This window comes from Enterococcus sp. DIV0546, from assembly GCF_051712785.1.
Lineage (GTDB): Bacteria > Bacillota > Bacilli > Lactobacillales > Enterococcaceae > Enterococcus > Enterococcus faecalis.
Map to the genome: position 1 here is coordinate 1,106,162 of NZ_JBIOPO010000001.1, position 17,591 is coordinate 1,123,752.

Genomic DNA, 17,591 nt, shown 5'->3' on the forward strand with positions numbered 1-17,591 from the left:
AATGAAGAAAACAGCGCTAATTAAAACAAGCTTACGTGAAATTAGACAATCTACTACACGATTTTTATCGATTATGGGGATTATTTTCCTTGGTGTAATGGTCTTTGTTGGTTTGAAAGCTACTGGACCAGATATGATTAAAACCGCGAATAATTATTACCAGAAAGAGCAGCTTCCAGATGCGCGAATAATTTCTACAATGGGACTGGAAAAGAAAGATTTAACAACACTACAGTCTTTAAAAGATGTCGAAACAGTTGTGCCGCGGTATACAATAGATGCCACGATTGGGCCGCAAAATAATGCAGTAAAATTGTTTGGCTATCGAAAAAATCAAGCAGGATCGGTTAACTATCAAGTAGTTGACGGTCGGTTACCTAAACAAACAAATGAAATTGCATTAGATACATTAGCGAAAACTAGATATGACTATAAAATGGGTGATAAAATCACTTTAAACGATGCAGCGATTAAAGAAAAAGGGCTGAAACAAACTCATTTTACTGTTGTTGGATTTATCAATTCACCAGAATATATTGATAATACATCCAGGGGAACCACAACGGTCGGGTCTGGAACGTTAAACTTTTTTGGCGTGGTTTCGGAAAAAGCCTTTGACAGTCAACGGTATCCAGAATTGCTAATCTCATTTCGTTCATTAAAACATCAAAATACGTATTCCTCTGATTATGAAAAGAAAAGAGAGCAGGCCTTAAATCAAGTAAAAGAGGCACTGAAAAATCGGCCAGAAGAACAGGTTGCGGCTCTGCGTGATTCGGCTCAGCCGGACATTAACCAAGGTCGGCAAGCGCTGGAAACGGGAAAACAAGCACTTGCGCAGTTGGAGCAACAACCAGGAATTCCAGCTGAGATGCTTGAAAAGCAAAAAGACGAATTGGCTAAACAAGAACAACTGTTGGCTGAAAAAGAAACAGAGCTAGCCAATTTGAAAGCCCCAACGTATTATTATTTTACTAGGGAAGACAATCCAGGATTTTCTGAATATCAAGATAACGCTGATCGGATTTCTTCTTTAGCCACGCTGTTCCCGTTGTTCTTTTTCCTAATTGCGGCATTAGTCAGCTTAACTACCATGACACGTATGGTTGAAGAAAAAAGAATGGAAATTGGTAGTTTGAAAGCTTTAGGTTATCGTAATCGTGAAATTGCTTCGATTTTCATTACCTATGCAACGGTTGCTAGCCTAACAGGTGCATTATTAGGATTGGCAGTTGGCTATTATCTATTCCCTAAAATAATTTTTGATGCCTACGGTCAAATGTACAATATTCCTGATTTAGTTACACCGTGGTACTTAAATTACAGTTTATGGGGCATCATTGTAGCCTTAGCTTGTACTGTGGGAGCGGCCTTAGTGACATTAAGAATCGATTTATTAAGTACACCAGCTACCTTGCTAAGACCCAAAGCGCCGAAAGCAGGACAACGGATTTTACTAGAACGAATCCGCCCTTTATGGCAACGCATGAGCTTTATTCAAAAAGTGACCGCTAGAAATCTGTTCCGCTATAAACGACGGATGCTGATGACCGTTATCGGAATAGCTGGTTGTATGGGGCTGTTAATTGTTGGTTTTGGTTTACGCGATTCAATTGTGGATGTCGCTACAATTCAATTTAATAAAATCTGGCATTACCAAGCAGTCGTGACTTTTAAAGAGCAAACAACAGCTGAAGAGACAAAAGAGTATCAAGAAACGTTGCGCAAACTGGATGGTTTGAATAAAACAATTCCGTTATATTCAGAAATCTTTAAAACGAAGGGCCAAGGCGCACCAACTCAAAATATTACTCTTTATGTGCCACAAGATCCTTCGAAAATGGCTGATTTTCAATTATTTAATGATCGAGTCACTGGAGAAAAATATTCCCTCAACGATGACGGTGTAATCATTAATGAAAAATTAGCTAAATTATTTGGCTATAAAGTCGGAGATCAATTAAATTTAGAAAATAGTGATAATCAAACCTATCACGTGAAAATTGCCGCGATTGCAGAAAACTATACGGGTCATTTTGTCTATATGACGCCGAAACTCTACCAGACGATGACGAAACAGAAGCCGGAGTATAATACAGAATTCCTACTTTTTGACAAAAAGTTATCCTCAAAACAAGAAACCTCAATCGGAGAGGCGTTGACAAAACAGCCGAAAGTGTTGAACATTACGTTTTTAACTGCGATGAAAGGTTCGTTTGATGATATGCTGAAAAGCCTTGATATTGTCATTTGGGTACTAATTGCTGTTTCTGGTTCTTTAGCGTTAATTGTGTTATATAATTTAACCAACATTAATGTTTCTGAACGGATTCGAGAACTTTCCACGATTAAGGTTTTAGGGTTTTACGATCGTGAAGTCACTACCTATGTTTACCGTGAAAACATTATTTTAACGTTCATTGGTATTATTGTTGGCTGCTTCTTTGGGAAAATTTTGCATCAGTATATTTTAGCAACCGTTGAAGTTGATTTAATTATGTTTTCGCCAATTATTCATTGGCCAAGTTATCTATATTCCGCAGTCATCACCATGTGTTTCACGTTGTTTGTGATGGTCATTATGCATCGGAAATTGAAGAAAATCAATATGATTGAAGCGTTAAAATCAAATGAATAGCACATTTTAAAAAACGAGGAGTCCGTAGAAGTTCGATAATTCTAGGGCTGCTCGTTTATTGTTGCTTCTTTTATTAAGAAAAAATAGGTCTTAAGATGTATCTTTTGAGATTTATTTGGAAATTACTACTCTTTTTATTTAAAAATTGGTACACTATTACTAGGTTATAGCACAGAAAGGAGTGTGGGAAAAGTGTTAGAAGGTCTACCATTGGAAACGGTTTATTTTTATGCATTAGTGGGGAGCGCGGTCCTCGCTTTTTTACTAATTATTTTTGGGGATGTTTTTAATTTTGATGGACCGGTGGACCCAATGCTGATTATTCCATGGATTGCTTTTACCTCGCTGTTTGGGTACCTTGGGGAAGAGTTAACAGCGGTGAATAGTTGGCTTATTTTAATTGTCAGTGGTATTCTTTCAACCATTATTGTTTTCTTCCTAAATTTTTATGTGTTGGTCCCTTTGAAAAATTCGGAGGCCACAATTTCTATTTCGGAAAAAGACATGGAGGGTCGTGTTGCTACTGTGATTACCCCAATTCCTGTCCGGGGAATGGGCGAGATTCAATTGAAGAGTGTCACAGGTTCGTTAAGTCGACCAGCAGCATTTTATGTGCCACAAGAAGTGGCTGCGCCAAGAGGTAGTGAGGTATTGATTATTGAATTGAAAGAACGGGTTTGTTATGTCATTCCTTACGAAGGCAGTCTAAAAATATAGAGTAGGAGAGAAGAAAATGGGGATTTTGTTACCGATTATTATTGCAGTTTTAGTATTATTAATGTTATTAATTGTGTTTGTTTCTAAATATCAGACAGCCAAACCTGATGAAGCGTTAATTATCAGCGGGAGCTATCTAGGCTCTAAAAATGTTCATGTAGACGAAGGTGGCAACAAAATTAAAATCGTTCGTGGCGGTGGTGCGTTTGTCTTACCAGTGTTCCAACGTTCAAATCGAATTAGTTTGCTTTCAAGTAAATTAGATGTTTCCACACCAGAAGTGTACACAGAACAAGGGGTTCCTGTGATGTGTGATGGGACATCAATCATTAAAATTGGTTCGTCAGTTGAAGAAATTGCGACAGCAGCGGAACAATTTTTAGGAAAAACAACGGAAGAATTAGAAAATGAAGCACGTGAAGTATTAGAAGGACATTTACGTTCGATTTTAGGTTCAATGACAGTGGAAGAAATTTACCAAAATCGTGATAAATTTAGCCAAAGTGTACAAGAAGTTGCCAGTGTTGACTTAGCTAAAATGGGCTTAGTTATTGTGTCGTTCACAATTAAAGAAGTTCGTGATAAAAATGGATACTTGGATTCATTAGGGAAACCAAGAATCGCTCAAGTTAAACGTGATGCAGATATTGCTGAAGCAGAAGCCTTGAAAGAAACTCGTATCAAAAAAGCGGAAGCTGAAAAAGAATCACAACAAGCGGAATTGCAACGTCAAACAGAAATTGCAGAAGCTTCAAAAGAAAAAGAATTGAAATTAGCGTTATACAAACAAGAACAAGATATTGCCAAAGCCAAAGCAGACCAAGCCTATAACTTGGAAAGTGCGCGTGCACAACAACATGTGGTGGAACAAGAAATGGAAGTCAAAGTCGTTGAACGTCAAAAACAAATTGAGTTAGAAGAAAAAGAAATTACGCGTCGTGAAAAACAATACGACTCAGAAGTGAAGAAAAAAGCCGATGCAGATCGTTACGCACGCGAACAAGAAGCTCTTGCTCAAAAAGCACGCGAAGTAGCAGAAGCTGAAGCAGAACGCTTCAAAGTTGAAGCATTAGCCGAAGCGGAAGCCAATAAAACGCGTTTAACAGGTCAAGCGCAAGCCGAAGCTATTTTAGCTCGTGGTGCAGCGGAAGCCGAAGCCAAACAAAAGATTGCTGATGCCTTCAAAGAATATGGTGAAGCAGCTGTGTTAAGTATGGTGATGGAAATGTTGCCACAATTAATGAAAGAAGCAGCACAACCACTGGGCAACATCGACAAGATTTCAGTGGTAGATACAGGCGCAGGTGGCGAAAATTCTGGCGCCAACCGTATTACCAATTATGCAACAAACTTGTTGGCTGGTACACAAGAAACACTAAAAGAAACAACGGGCCTCGACGTGAAAGAGCTAATTGAAAACTTTTCTAAAAAAGGTACCTCAAATAGCGTGAACTATCATGTAACAGAAGGTTCAGAAAAAGAATAGAAATCAGCCTTTAAGGAGTAGCGAATCGCATTTCGTTACTCCTTAATGCTGCATTGAAACGATAAACGAACAAGCTGACAGAGAAATAGCGAGTGCTTGTTTTGTTTCAAAGATTCTGATAACATAGAGTTCTTGGAGGGATAGAGATGTCAAAAAAGAATAAAGATATTGAAGTACGTGTTGAAGAAGAAAAAGCCCAATACAATGGAGCAAATGTTTTAATGAACAAATTATTTATTGGTAAAAAAGAAATCGGTCGTGTCATTCCGCAAAATGATAAAAAATTCATCATTGAAATTGATGGTAAGCAAGAAGGTACAGCAAAAAATCTGGACGAAGCCTTTGAAACAATTATTCGTCAATGGAATTTAAGTGAATAAAAAATAAATAACAATTTTTTTAAAAAAAGGGTTGCTTTTTTCTGGAAAAGATTGTATTATAACTAAGTCAGGTCGTTACAGCGACAATGACTTTTTGGAGGAATAGCGAAGTGGCTAAACGCGACGGACTGTAAATCCGTTCCTTAGGGTTCAGTGGTTCGAATCCACTTTCCTCCATTTTCTTTTTGGGGTATAGCCAAGCGGTAAGGCAACGGACTTTGACTCCGTCATGCGTTGGTTCGAATCCAGCTACCCCAGTTTTCAGAACATTTCTGGTAGAGAGATGTTCTTTTTTTGTATAATTATATAACAAAAATGAGGTAAGATTTTCCTCATGTACAGGCTAGAAAAGTTTTCATTTATATAAGAATATGCTAAAGTATTAAGAAAGAATGGTCTGGAGTTGATAAGAATGAACTTTAAAGAAAAAATTACAGAAATGGTTGAAAATGTTTACGATTTAGCACGCGATGGTAAGTATGATGTCAAAGTTGACTTAATTCCTCGTAAAAAAGGCAACATCAAAAGTGGTGTTAAAGTCACTTCTTCAAGAAATACAGCCCACAATATCAAATGGCGTTCAAAAAACTAACTCGTCTTTAACAGAAACACCGGAGCAGACAACATTATTGTCTACTCCGGTGTTTTTATTTTTCTAATTCGATGCCTAAGACAGTTAAATGACCATTACCAACTAATTTGATAACTAATTGGGCTAAGTGGTTGGGTGTCATATCCGTCTCGCTAGTAATCCACCAATGAAGGGTACCGATGAAGATAGAGGTCATGTATTCAATAACAAAATCTATCGGTACGTCAATATCATTTTCGGTAATACGCAACTGCGAAAAAATCGTCGCATATTTTTCTTCGATAATTTCAGCTAAGCGTTTTCGAAAGTGTTCGTTGAAATTATTGTCCATGATAGTTAAGAAGAAAGATTTGTTCTCTTGAATATTAATATAGAGTTGCGTCAGAAGTTCTTCAATGTGCTTCACGCGGACACGGTTGCCATTAACCAGTTGTTGCGAATCAAGAATAGCGGTAAAAGCACTAAGCGTAAAGGTGAAGATTGCATCATATAAATGCTGTTTGTCTTTAAAATGAGCATAAAAAGTCGCACGATTAATCATAGCTTCATCAGCAATATCCTGAATCGTCACCGCTTCGTAGCCTTTCGTTTCTACAAGTTTAAAAAAAGCTTCAATAATCATTTTTCTGGTTCGTTGTACTCTAAGGTCTGTTTTCTTTGCCATCATAAATTCCTTTCGAGATAGTCAACATTCTCGGAAACTTTGTTGTTTATCTCACAAAATAGGGTAAATTGCTTGTTGCAAATCATTTAGAACCTTTCTAAAATAGGTATATCTATTATAACAAACAGTTTGTATAATAATCAACAAACTGTTGGGAAATGAAGGGGTATTTTAATTGATGGTTATGAGAGCAGGGATTGATGTTGGGTCAACGACAGTAAAATTAGTATTTTTAAATAAACAAAATCAGCCTATTTTTACAAAATATGAACGCCATTTTTCCGATGTCAAAGCAGCAACGGAACGCATTTTAAAAGAAGGACTATCAAGGATCGGTGCAGACCAACCTGTGACAATGAGCATAACTGGCTCTGGTGGTATGGGGCTGGCTGAGGTATTGGGGATTCCCTTTGTTCAAGAGGTTATCGCGTGTACACGAACTGTTGAAACAATAATCCCAGAAACGGATGTTGCTATTGAACTTGGCGGAGAAGATGCAAAAATCACTTTTTTTGATGGTGCTTTAGAGCAACGAATGAATGGTAGTTGTGCAGGTGGGACAGGCGCCTTCATCGATCAAATGGCTGTTTTACTTAAAACGGATGCCAATGGAGTGAATGAATTGGCGAAGAATTATCAAACTATTTATCCGATTGCTTCCCGCTGTGGGGTTTTTGCCAAAACGGATGTTCAACCTTTAATCAATGAAGGAGCAGCGAAAGAAGATATCGCGGCGAGTATTTTTCAAGCGGTAGTTAATCAAACAATCGCTGGGTTAGCTGCTGGTCGCAAAATTAAAGGTAAAGTAGCGTTTTTAGGGGGACCCTTATTTTTCATGTCAGAATTGAGAAAACGGTTTATTGAAACCTTAGCAATTCAGCCAGAAGATGTTATTTTTCCAGAACAACCGCAACTGTTTGTAGCAATGGGTGCAGCACTTTATTCAGAAGATGCAGCCGAATGTACATTGGAAGAATTAATTCAGCGCTTAGTGAACAGCCAGGCTACTGATTTACAGCCGAGCGACACGTTACCACCGTTATTTAACAGCGCAGAAGATTTAGCAGATTTTCGAGAAAGACACGCGCAAGCCCAAGCAAAGGAGAAACCTTTATCTCAACATACTGGCGTGACCTTTTTAGGGATTGATGCAGGCTCCACAACGACAAAAGTCGCATTGATTGATGAAGATGGCCATTTGTTGTTTTCTTTTTATGGTAATAACCAAGGGCAACCTTTAGAAACCACCATGACAGTACTGAAATCACTTTATCAACAACTGCCTGAAGAAGTTTTTATCGGAAAAGCGGCTGTTACAGGATATGGAGAACAGCTAATAAAAAATGCGTTAAAAGTCGATATTGGTGAAGTTGAAACGATGGCCCATTACAAAGCAGCCAACCATTTTCAGCCAGGTGTGGATTTTATTTTGGACATCGGGGGGCAAGATATGAAAGCGATGACCATTAAAAATGGCGTGCTTTCCTCCATTCAATTAAATGAAGCTTGTTCTTCTGGGTGCGGTTCTTTTATCGAAACCTTTGCGCAATCTTTAAAATATAATGTGAAGGATTTTGCTTTGGCGGCTTTAGAATCGCAAGCGCCTGTTGATTTAGGTTCTCGGTGTACTGTTTTTATGAACTCAAAAGTGAAACAAGTTCAAAAAGAAGGGGCCTCTGTCGGCGATATTTCTGCTGGACTATCTTATTCAGTCATCAAAAATGCCATTTATAAAGTCATTAAGGTTCGCCGACCTGAAGAGTTGGGAGAAAAGATTGTCTGCCAGGGAGGAACATTTTACAATGAAGCGGTCTTGAGAGCTTTTGAAAAAATTAGCGGTCGTGAAGTGGTTCGTCCATCTATTGCTGGTTTGATGGGGGCCTATGGAGCAGCGCTGATTGCTTTGGACGCTTATGAAATTGGGGAAGAAACCACGCTTCTTTCTTTAGAAGAGTTAGCGGCATTTACCTCTGAAAAGGAATTTACTCATTGCGGTTTGTGTGAAAACAATTGTCAATTAACGGTCACAGTGTTTTCGGACGGGCGCCAATTTATTACGGGAAATCGCTGTGAACGTGGTGCACGAATTAAAATTAAACGAGAAGAACGCAAAGTAAATTTGGTTGATTATAAGTACCGCAAGTTATTTAAGTACCGACCTTTGCGGGAAAATAAAGCGTTTCGTGGGCGCTTGAGTATCCCTAGAGTCCTAAACATGTATGAAAATTATCCTTTGTGGCATACATTTTTTACTGACTTAGGCTTTCGGGTCGAATTATCGCCACGTTCTAATAAACAAATCTATGAACAAGGCCTTGAAACGATTCCCAGTGATACGGTTTGTTACCCAGCGAAAATGGCGCATGGACATATTCAAGCATTAATTGATGCGCAAGTGCCAATCATCTTTTATCCTGGTGTCGTTTTTGAACAGCAAGAAACATTGGAAGCGGATAATCATTTTAATTGTCCAATTGTGCAAAGCTACCCAGATGTCATTCGAAATAATGTGGATGCCATCAGAGAGGGCCAAGTGGATTATCGAAATCCCTATCTTAATCTAGCGAATGAAGCTGCAGTTGCCAAAGTTTTAGCTGAAAATTTTGCTGATTTAGGGATTTCCTTAGAAGAAATTCAAACAGCGCTGCATCATGGTTATCAAGAATTAGCAGCTTTTAAAAAAGAAATTCAAGAAAAAGGCGAAGAAACGTTAGCCATGTTAACTGAAAAAGGCCAGAGAGGGATTGTCTTATCGGGGCGACCGTATCACTTGGATCCAGAGATTAATCACGGCATTGCCGAAGTCATTACACAGGAAGGATTCCATGTCTTGACAGAAGACAGTATCTCGCATCTTGGAGACGTGCAGAATTTACGTGTGGTGAATCAATGGGTCTATCATTCTCGCTTATATGCGGCGGCTAAAGTAGTGGCTAAGACGAAAAATTTAGAACTTGTCCAACTGAATTCCTTTGGTTGCGGCTTAGATGCTGTGACAACCGATCAAGTAGAAGAAATCATGGATCGGTCTGGCAAAATTTATACAGTCCTCAAAATCGACGAAGGCGCGAATTTGGGTGCAATTCGTATTCGGTTGCGCTCCTTGAAAGCGGCTGTCAATGAGCGGGAGAAGCAACAGTTTGTTCCGCATATGCAAATGGAAGAGCCAGAGAAAATTGTGTTTACAAAACAAATGAAAAAAACACATACCTTACTGTTACCAATGCTTAGCCCGATTCATCAATCTGGATTAGTCGATGTAGCATTACAAGCTTCTGGCTATCATGTCGTCTGTTTGCCTGCGCAAGACAAAGAAGCTGTGAATGTCGGGTTAAAATATGTCAATAATGATGCGTGTTACCCAGCAATTATTTCCATCGGACAACTAGTTGAAGCTTTGGAAAGTGGTCAATATGATTTGGATAATGTCAGTGTCTTAATGACACAAACAGGGGGCGGTTGTCGCGCAACGAATTACATTCCCTTATTACGAAAAGCCTTAAATGATGCTGGTTTTTCTCAAGTTCCTGTAGTTTCAGTTTCGATGGGCAATAAAGGAGTCGAATCCAATCCAGGATTTAAATTTACGTTGCCGATGATCAAACGCTTAGTAGTTGCCTTTTTATATGGTGACTTATTCGAACGAGTAGTTTATCGAACAAGACCTTATGAAACAAAAAAAGGAATGGTGGATCAACTGCACCAAGATTGGCTAAAAAGAGTGGAAGCCAATGTCCGGAATGGTTCGCTGACACAATTTAATCACTTCATGAAAAAAATTATTCGGACGTTTGATGAAATTCCTTTACAAGAGATAAAAAAACCAAAAGTCGGTGTGGTCGGGGAAATTTTAGTGAAATATTCGCCGACAGCGAATAATGATATTGTGCGTTTGTTAGAAGAAGAAGGTGCTGAAGCAGTTGTGCCAGATATTGTTGGCTTTATGAACTATTCTTTGTACAATCAAATTTGGAAATACGAAAATATGGGCATGTCAAAACAAAGCAAACGTTTAGCAGAATTTGCGATAAAAATCATTGAATTGGTAGAAAAACCAATGGATAAGGCATTGAGAAAATCGGTCCGTTTTGATGGCATTCATTCCATTTATGATATGGCAGCAGACGCAAGTAAAATTTTATCAATTGGCAATCATACGGGTGAAGGTTGGTTTTTAACAGCTGAAATGATTGAGCTCTTAAAACATGAGGTGAATAACATCGTTTGTATGCAGCCGTTTGGATGTTTACCAAACCATATTGTTGGAAAAGGGGTCGTGAAAGAGCTACGACGTCAATATCCGCAAGCAAACATTGCGGCGGTGGATTATGATCCAGGGGTATCTTTGGTCAATCAGTTGAACCGAATCCGTTTGATGATGGCCACAGCGAACAAGTTGTTGAAAGAAGAAAATGTAAAAAGATAATAACTAATAGAAATTCGTTTAAAAACATTTGACTTGGTCACTTTTTACTGACTAAGCCAAATGTTTTTGTTATAAAAAGAAAGCATGCAACTAGACCAACTTTGATAAAAATTCCAATTCCTCTTTTATTTATCATTTTTTGGTTGTTTACACGGTCTATACCAGTTATAATAGAAGAGGAGATGAACGAAGAGGAGGAAGCGTAAATGGTTCAAAATATACCAATTTATATTCAAATTCACGATAAAATCAAAGAAGATATTGAAAAAGGTGTCTGGAGTATCGGGGATCGTTTGCCCTCTGAGCGAGAATTAGCCTTGAAATTTGATGTTAGTCGAATGACCTTACGCCAAGCCATTCAGACTTTAGCAGACGAAGGGATTTTAGAACGAAAAATTGGTTCAGGAACGTATGTAGCACGTAAGAAAGTTCAAGAAACAATGACAGGTACCACTAGTTTTACAGAAATTACCTTGTCTCAAAATCGCGTTCCTTCTAGTCGGACGGTGTCTTATTTTGTAGCGAAACCTAGTTCTAGTGAGATGGAAAAATTACAACTAGGTCCAGAAGATTCAATTTTACGAATGGAAAGAATTCGTTTTGCGGATGACATTCCGATTTGTTTTGAGGTGGCGAGCATTCCTTATTCATTGGTCTCGCAATATGGCAAATCTGAAATCACGAATTCTTTTTATAAAACACTTGAAGCCAAATCTGGCCACAAAATTGGCCACTCTAACCAAACAATCTCTGCTGTTCAAGCATCGGAACAGATCGCAGAATATTTAGAGATTAAACGAGGCGATGCGATTCTGCGTGTGCGCCAAGTATCCTATTTTGAAAACGGACTACCTTTTGAATATGTTCGTACGCAGTATGCAGGAAGTCGATTTGAGTTTTATTTAGAGAAGTAGAGAAAAAGTTAAGTATGGAAAAAACTGAGGAATAGGCTGATATAAGATGTTTTAACCTCTAAAAGTTGTATCTGAAAAATACAATTTTTGGAGGTTATTTTTTATGAACTTATCAGGTAGAATTCAAATTAAAATTAGTGAAAGCATCTCAATTCAAATAAATATTGAATAGAGTAGCAAGTCTGAATACCAGAAAAGTGAGATGGTTTGTCCCGCTATAAATATTGTTAAAAATAAACTTATAATAGCTGCTAGTTTATTTGATTTATTCTTTTTTTGGCTGTAGTTCATTTTTGTCCATTTTTTACATTTCTTTTTTAAACTGTAATCTAATATAAGATATACCCGTTCAACGCTTTAATCAAATAGTTGCAAAATCAGCAGTTGTTTTGCAAATTGTTACATTGAAATTGTTAGTTATTACCAATCAGTAATACTTATGATTGTCAAAGTTATTATATAGATATACTGAAAGAGAAATTTATTTTCTTTTTCAATAAAAAGTTTAGCGGAAGGAGTGATGCGGAATGAAAAAAATTAACGTACGTAAAGCCGATACAGTTGATGCAACAGCATGGTGGATTATTATCTAATTTGATAACCAAATAACGGTTAGACGAGATAGAAATATCTCGTCATTTTTTAATAAGGAGTGAAAAAAATGAAGTATAAATATCCCAGAATAAAACCAATCTATCCATTATATCAATTAAATAAAGAGAGATTTAGAGTTGGGGCCCAATTAGGGATCACTATTGAATTTGATGATGATGAAGGTCAATTTTGGACATTATCTAATTTACTCGATGGAGTTAGATCGTTTGATGAAGTTGTCACAGAAATGAAGAGGAAATATCCGGAATTAACAGTAAAAGATATCGAAGAAGGGATAGATTTTTTAAATGATGAAGGTCTAATCGAGGAGACGTTTCCTGGTAGAATGATTGAAGATAGATACTTAGCTAATGTGAATTACTTTAGTAGGTACTGTAAAGCTGATGATGATAGATTTGAAATACAGGAAAAGATAAATAACTTGAAAATACTATTATTAGGTCTTGGTGGAGGAGGATCAAATATTCTAACGTTACTAGCGGGTCTTGGCCCCAAGATGATCAGAATGGTGGACTATGACCGAGTTGAAGCAAGTAATTTAGGTCGTCAATTACTATATAGAGAAGCAGATATTGGTGAGAAGAAAACTGTAGTTGCTAAAAGAGCCATTAATGAAATGAACTCAAATATTAACGTTGAAACTGTAGATAAAAAAATAATAGATGTGAATGATGTTGTTGAATTGACAGAAGGAATAGATATCATTGTTTGCGCTATTGATGAACCCCCTTTCCTTATACATAGAATTGTGAATGAAGCTATTGTAAAAGTTGGTTTGCCGTGCGTGTTTGGTGCCTCACAGGTTAGCCGAGGAAGAGTATACACTGTAATACCCCAGAAAACAGGATGCTTTGATTGCATGAATTTGAACTTCAGTAAAAATGACCCTAAATTTGTTGAACAATTTGTAGGTTTTAGAAATATTCAATTTGCTCCCCCATCCATAGCTTATGGTCCTGGTATCTTTCAATTAACAGCATCAATTGTAGATGAGTTAATAAGAGTGGTAACAAGATATGCTGAGCCAAAAAGTTTGGGAACGCAATATGAAATTAACTATGAGGACGGAAACTCGTTCACGCATAAAACTTGGCCAAGGTTTGAGAGTGAATGTCCAACTTGTGGTAAAGGAGATGTCTCCCAATGGGAAATATTTCAATATTATCAAGAGAAGAAATAGGCCGAGACTATACCGAAGCTCGTACGTTAAAACGTAAGCTAAACAATGGCGATTGGGTTTATGTATCAGAAGAAAATCAACTATTAGTGTTGAGTGATGAAGTGGCGAGACAAATTAATTCATCCGAACTAATCGAAGAAGAGGTACTCAATGAATTAGTTGAAAATAAAATTATGATAAAAAAAGCCGATCAGAGAGATGATTATAAGCCGCTATTTGTCGAGCCTAAGAATATCTTATTTAAAAGCTCCTCTTTCCTGATTGATGTTAACGGTATTGTTGCGTTTACGATTAGCATATTTTTATTCGTAATCAAGGGGTCTCCTTTTGGAAGTGCAGTAAATGTTTTGTTTACAAATCCTTTAAAATTTCTTCTAATTGCTATTCTTGTCTCAATCGTATCTACAACTTTTCATGAATTTATGCACATTATATTTTCAAGGAATTCAAGGAAAATCAATTTAAACATAGTTAAAGCCGTTGCTACGATACCTATGACTCATGTATGGACGTGGAGTAGGTTTGGTAGAATCACGGCGATCACCTCTGGAATGTCGTCGGATGCAATATTCTTGTTATTTTTTTTGATTATGAATAATAAAAGTGTTGGAGTTAATTCTATTGCGGCATCAATACTTATAACAAGGATATTGTGGCAATTTATCATTATACAAAAAACAGATATTAACATTTTGATTTCTTTTGTGGTTGATAATCCTTTCTACTTTGAAGAGGTCGCAATTATGAAATTAATCATTATTAAAGTAATAAGCATAAGTGTGCTAGCAATGATAATTTGGTTATGGTTCCAACCTGTTATCAATCAATTTAATTAAGTCTAAATATAGGAGGTTTGCTTTGAATCAACAGTTAGAATTACATTCGCTAAGTAAAAAGTACAAGAAATCAGAGAGCTGTGCAAATGATAATATAAATTTGCGCTTTAATAAAGGTGAAATAACTGCCATAGCTGGACATAACGGCGCTGGTAAAACAACAATGTTGAATCAGATTATAGGTATAACGAAATCAACAAAGGGCTCTATAACATTTAATGGTCTATCATTTGCGAGAGATAGTAAAATTGCAAGAGAATATGTCTCTATGATGCCTCAACTACATGCTCCCTTGGCAGGTATAACGATGGCTCAATCTGTCGAGTCAATAATAAGAATAAGAGGAGGCAGTCAGAAAATAGCTGAAGAAGAGTGTATTAAAATTTTAAAAGAATTAAAAATAGATGGATGGAAAGATATACCAGGACAGAAACTTTCAGGCGGACTTAGAAGGCTCACTTCATTTGCAATGGCCGTTGTATATCCTTCTCCAATAATAGTCCTTGACGAACCTACTAATGATGTGGATCCTATTAGACGGCAAAAAATATGGAGATATCTGAAAAAATTATCTAATAAGGGGCATATAATCATCGTGGTCACACACAATATTTTAGAAGTTGAAAAATATGCTGATAGATATATTTTAATGAATCATGGAAAGGTTCTTGAGGATAAGAACTTAAAAAAACAGTCTATAAAAATAAACGATCGAAATTATATGACTGTTAACTTTCTTAATCTAAGTGATTTGAAGAGTGTAATAGTACCGAGTGCAATTCAGACTAACATAAACGATGAGGAATTAATGATAGAAATGGAATTAGAGAACAGTCAAGTGTTAGAAGCAGTTGACTGGGTTATGAAATTAGTAATAGAAAGAAAAGTTCAAAATTATAAAGTTTCCCCAAAATCCTTAAATGAAACCTATGGAGAGTTAATAGATGAAAATGATAAAAAATTATAGAAGAAAATCAATGATTAAGGAATTATTTGCTTTAGTAGGGTGGAGTTTATTAAGACATAAATACTTATTGCCTGTTTTTACATTAACTCAAGTATTTCTATCATTAGCAATTGTCTACGGGTTAGCACTTCTAATACCAGATGTGAATAATCAGACAGCTATCTATCTGTCATCTGGAGCAACTACTCTTGGGATTATTGCGGTAGGGTGCGTTCTTGCTGCTCAAATAGTAAGTACAGCAAAACAGGAGGGCATTGTGGACTATCAAAGGACATTGCCAGTTTCTCGGTTGAACATATTAATTTCCGACTTTATAATTTGGGGAATGGCCTCACTACCTGGGGTGTTTATGTCATTTTTAGCGGCATATTTAAGATTCGATGTCCAAATTAGATTCTCAATGAAGGCCCTAGCTATTCTTAGTCTAATTCAATTATGTATGATCTCTATAGGTTTTGCTTTGGCATATTGGCTAACACCTAATGTAGTAGGATTAGCAACTCAAATAATTATGATAGGTGGACTTTTATTCTCGCCTATTACTTATCCAACAGATAGATTGCCTTCTGCTTTAGTGAACTTTTTTGAATTTTTACCATTTGTTCCATCGAGTAATTTGATAAGATCACTGTTTTATGAACAGAATACTGTTAATGTTTCTAATATTATTGTAGTTTGTTTTTGGTTCGTGTTAACTACATTACTTTCACTTATTTCATTGTCAAGAAGGGACTGAATTGCAAAATGCAAACAATAAATATAAATAATTTATATAAAAAAGTAAGTGATACATTCAATTTAAAGGTTGATCAATTAGATTTAGAAGTAGGGAAAATTTATGGATTAGTTGGTCCGAATGGTGCAGGTAAAACAACTTTGATGAAATGTCTATGTAGTTTGCTTAGACCTGATAGTGGAATACTTAAAATAGACAATCGGCAAGTAGAAATAGCAGACCCTAAAATATTATTGCAGGTGGGTACTAACTTTGTTAACTCAGATAGTTTAAATGGATTTATGCTTGAAGATATATACAATGACCATGCTTTTTATTACAAGTTAAAAAATTTGTTAATGATAGAGACTCTATTAATGGATGTTGGTCTAAATGTAAATAAAAAAAGAAAGTTTAATACAATGTCTTTAGGAATGAAACAAAGGTTTTTGCTAGGTCTTGCTACAGCTCACAACCCTTCATTAGTATTATTAGATGAGCCATTTAACGGTTTAGATCCTGATGGTGTAGAGTTATTTATTGAGAATGTTAAGACCTTGTCCGAAAATAGAGTGTTGATAATTAGTAGTCATATATTGAGAGATATGGAAACATTTCTTGATGACGTTATATTTATAGAGAAAGGCAATGTACAAGAACCAAAATCAATGGTTGAGATTCGAGAAGAGTATAGAGAGGGGTTGAAAGAGTATTATGATGAACAAAAGAGAAAACATGATTAGTGACTCAAAATTGAATGTTTATAGATATGAATTAGATAAAATTAAAAATGTTTGGTTTAAAGTTTTCTTAATTACACTGGTAATCCAAATGTTATTTTTTATGTTTTTCTCATTTGTGGGAATATTTGATGAAAGTGCTGATACGATCTCGTCATTTCAAGGAATTATAGCATTATCGAACACTGTTTCTATGTGCGGCATATCAATTTATGGAGCTGTATTACTAAGGAAAGAGCTTGTACGATTTTATGTTGGCAATCACCGGAATAGAACGTTTCTTTTTCCGATTGATCGAAAAGAGCTTCTCGTAAAAAAAACAAGTTCTTTTTACGTAATAATCTTATCTAGCTTTGGAAGTGCGCTTCTTATTTCATTTGTGACTGAGGTTTTGCTTAACTTAATTTTGAAGTTTCATAGTTCAAATTTATTTTTTGAAATTTACCTTGGTCTTATTACCATAGTTACAAGTTGTAGTCTACTATTCGTAATTTTGATATTGTCAGAAATAATTTCAATTTGGAAACAATCGGAAATTGCTTCAATAATAACGTCAGTGGTACTAATGCTAATATATTCGAATTTTTCTGCTATGGGTCTTATGAATTTTCCAACTATAACGTTCCTATTTTCAACGATTATGGGATTGATGCTTGTTTGGTTATTTTTGAAATTTTCTGATAAATTATGCGACATGGAAGTATACTAAAAAATGCGGTGA

At 36.3% G+C, this 17,591-nt stretch carries 14 protein-coding genes and 2 tRNA genes; 15 read left to right on the plus strand and 1 reads right to left on the minus strand.

Going from position 1 to position 17,591, the window contains the following annotated elements:
- The first annotated feature begins 1 nt into the window (after position 1).
- The 7 genes from IGJ24_RS05390 to IGJ24_RS05420 all read left to right on the plus strand — a co-directional run bounded on the left by IGJ24_RS05390 (position 2) and on the right by IGJ24_RS05420 (position 5,813).
- Positions 2-2,638 (plus strand): FtsX-like permease family protein, encoded by a 2,637-nt coding sequence (locus tag IGJ24_RS05390; RefSeq protein ID WP_289865764.1) that lies wholly within the window; start codon positions 2-4, stop codon positions 2,636-2,638.
- Between the two features lie 183 nt (positions 2,639-2,821).
- Entirely contained in the window at positions 2,822-3,355 is a 534-nt protein-coding gene (locus tag IGJ24_RS05395; protein ID WP_002357809.1) for a hypothetical protein, read from the plus strand.
- A gap of 16 nt (positions 3,356-3,371) precedes the next feature.
- A complete protein-coding gene (locus IGJ24_RS05400) occupies positions 3,372-4,841 on the plus strand; it encodes a flotillin family protein (protein ID WP_289865765.1) in 1,470 nt (489 codons plus the stop codon).
- 146 nt (positions 4,842-4,987) lie between these two features.
- Positions 4,988-5,221 (plus strand): DUF2969 domain-containing protein, encoded by a 234-nt coding sequence (locus IGJ24_RS05405; RefSeq protein ID WP_002357806.1) that lies wholly within the window; start codon positions 4,988-4,990, stop codon positions 5,219-5,221.
- Positions 5,222-5,317: 96 nt separating this feature from the next.
- Positions 5,318-5,398 (plus strand) — tRNA-Tyr (locus tag IGJ24_RS05410).
- Positions 5,399-5,407: 9 nt separating this feature from the next.
- Positions 5,408-5,479: transfer RNA gene (locus tag IGJ24_RS05415), tRNA-Gln, on the plus strand.
- Between the two features lie 154 nt (positions 5,480-5,633).
- Positions 5,634-5,813 (plus strand): hypothetical protein, encoded by a 180-nt coding sequence (locus tag IGJ24_RS05420; protein ID WP_002357804.1) that lies wholly within the window; start codon positions 5,634-5,636, stop codon positions 5,811-5,813.
- Positions 5,814-5,868: 55 nt separating this feature from the next.
- Here IGJ24_RS05420 and IGJ24_RS05425 read toward each other — a convergent pair whose 3' ends face one another.
- A complete protein-coding gene (locus tag IGJ24_RS05425) occupies positions 5,869-6,480 on the minus strand; it encodes a TetR/AcrR family transcriptional regulator (protein ID WP_002357803.1) in 612 nt (203 codons plus the stop codon).
- Positions 6,481-6,655: 175 nt separating this feature from the next.
- Here IGJ24_RS05425 and IGJ24_RS05430 point away from each other — a divergent pair, with 175 nt between their 5' ends.
- The 8 genes from IGJ24_RS05430 (at position 6,656) to IGJ24_RS05465 (ending at position 17,579) form a co-directional block, all read left to right on the plus strand.
- Positions 6,656-10,903: a 2-hydroxyacyl-CoA dehydratase gene (locus IGJ24_RS05430; RefSeq protein WP_289865768.1), complete on the plus strand. Its 4,248-nt coding sequence runs from the start codon at positions 6,656-6,658 to the stop codon at positions 10,901-10,903.
- Positions 10,904-11,109: 206 nt separating this feature from the next.
- Positions 11,110-11,817: a GntR family transcriptional regulator gene (locus IGJ24_RS05435; protein ID WP_002357800.1), complete on the plus strand. Its 708-nt coding sequence runs from the start codon at positions 11,110-11,112 to the stop codon at positions 11,815-11,817.
- Positions 11,818-12,478: 661 nt separating this feature from the next.
- Entirely contained in the window at positions 12,479-13,612 is a 1,134-nt protein-coding gene (locus IGJ24_RS05440) for a ThiF family adenylyltransferase (RefSeq protein ID WP_002379387.1), read from the plus strand.
- Positions 13,576-14,448 (plus strand): hypothetical protein, encoded by an 873-nt coding sequence (locus tag IGJ24_RS05445; protein ID WP_010777592.1) that lies wholly within the window; start codon positions 13,576-13,578, stop codon positions 14,446-14,448. Before IGJ24_RS05440 ends, IGJ24_RS05445 begins: the two co-directional genes overlap by 37 nt.
- A 22-nt stretch (positions 14,449-14,470) precedes the next feature.
- Positions 14,471-15,415: an ABC transporter ATP-binding protein gene (locus IGJ24_RS05450; RefSeq protein ID WP_002363836.1), complete on the plus strand. Its 945-nt coding sequence runs from the start codon at positions 14,471-14,473 to the stop codon at positions 15,413-15,415.
- Entirely contained in the window at positions 15,393-16,151 is a 759-nt protein-coding gene (locus tag IGJ24_RS05455) for an ABC transporter permease (RefSeq protein ID WP_002382254.1), read from the plus strand. Before IGJ24_RS05450 ends, IGJ24_RS05455 begins: the two co-directional genes overlap by 23 nt.
- 8 nt (positions 16,152-16,159) lie before the next feature.
- Positions 16,160-16,873: an ATP-binding cassette domain-containing protein gene (locus tag IGJ24_RS05460; protein ID WP_002378341.1), complete on the plus strand. Its 714-nt coding sequence runs from the start codon at positions 16,160-16,162 to the stop codon at positions 16,871-16,873.
- Positions 16,845-17,579, plus strand: a complete 735-nt coding sequence (locus IGJ24_RS05465; RefSeq protein WP_002382255.1) for a hypothetical protein — start codon at positions 16,845-16,847, stop codon at positions 17,577-17,579. The genes IGJ24_RS05460 and IGJ24_RS05465 overlap by 29 nt, the downstream gene beginning before the upstream one ends.
- The last annotated feature ends 12 nt before the right edge of the window (positions 17,580-17,591 follow it).

Excerpts from the sequence above, each read along its gene's own strand:
- IGJ24_RS05405 (WP_002357806.1), top strand. The coding sequence starts at position 4,988 with ATGTCAAAAAAGAATAAAGATATTGAAGTACGTGTTGAAGAAGAAAAA.
- IGJ24_RS05430 (WP_289865768.1), top strand. The coding sequence starts at position 6,656 with ATGGTTATGAGAGCAGGGATTGATGTTGGGTCAACGACAGTAAAATTA.
- IGJ24_RS05460 (WP_002378341.1), top strand. The coding sequence starts at position 16,160 with ATGCAAACAATAAATATAAATAATTTATATAAAAAAGTAAGTGATACA.
- IGJ24_RS05420 (WP_002357804.1), top strand. The coding sequence starts at position 5,634 with ATGAACTTTAAAGAAAAAATTACAGAAATGGTTGAAAATGTTTACGAT.
- IGJ24_RS05455 (WP_002382254.1), top strand. The coding sequence starts at position 15,393 with ATGAAAATGATAAAAAATTATAGAAGAAAATCAATGATTAAGGAATTA.
- IGJ24_RS05400 (WP_289865765.1), top strand. The coding sequence starts at position 3,372 with ATGGGGATTTTGTTACCGATTATTATTGCAGTTTTAGTATTATTAATG.
- IGJ24_RS05465 (WP_002382255.1), top strand. The coding sequence starts at position 16,845 with ATGATGAACAAAAGAGAAAACATGATTAGTGACTCAAAATTGAATGTT.
- IGJ24_RS05425 (WP_002357803.1), bottom strand. The coding sequence starts at position 6,480 with ATGATGGCAAAGAAAACAGACCTTAGAGTACAACGAACCAGAAAAATG.
- IGJ24_RS05435 (WP_002357800.1), top strand. The coding sequence starts at position 11,110 with ATGGTTCAAAATATACCAATTTATATTCAAATTCACGATAAAATCAAA.
- IGJ24_RS05445 (WP_010777592.1), top strand. The coding sequence starts at position 13,576 with ATGGGAAATATTTCAATATTATCAAGAGAAGAAATAGGCCGAGACTAT.
- IGJ24_RS05390 (WP_289865764.1), top strand. The coding sequence starts at position 2 with ATGAAGAAAACAGCGCTAATTAAAACAAGCTTACGTGAAATTAGACAA.
- IGJ24_RS05440 (WP_002379387.1), top strand. The coding sequence starts at position 12,479 with ATGAAGTATAAATATCCCAGAATAAAACCAATCTATCCATTATATCAA.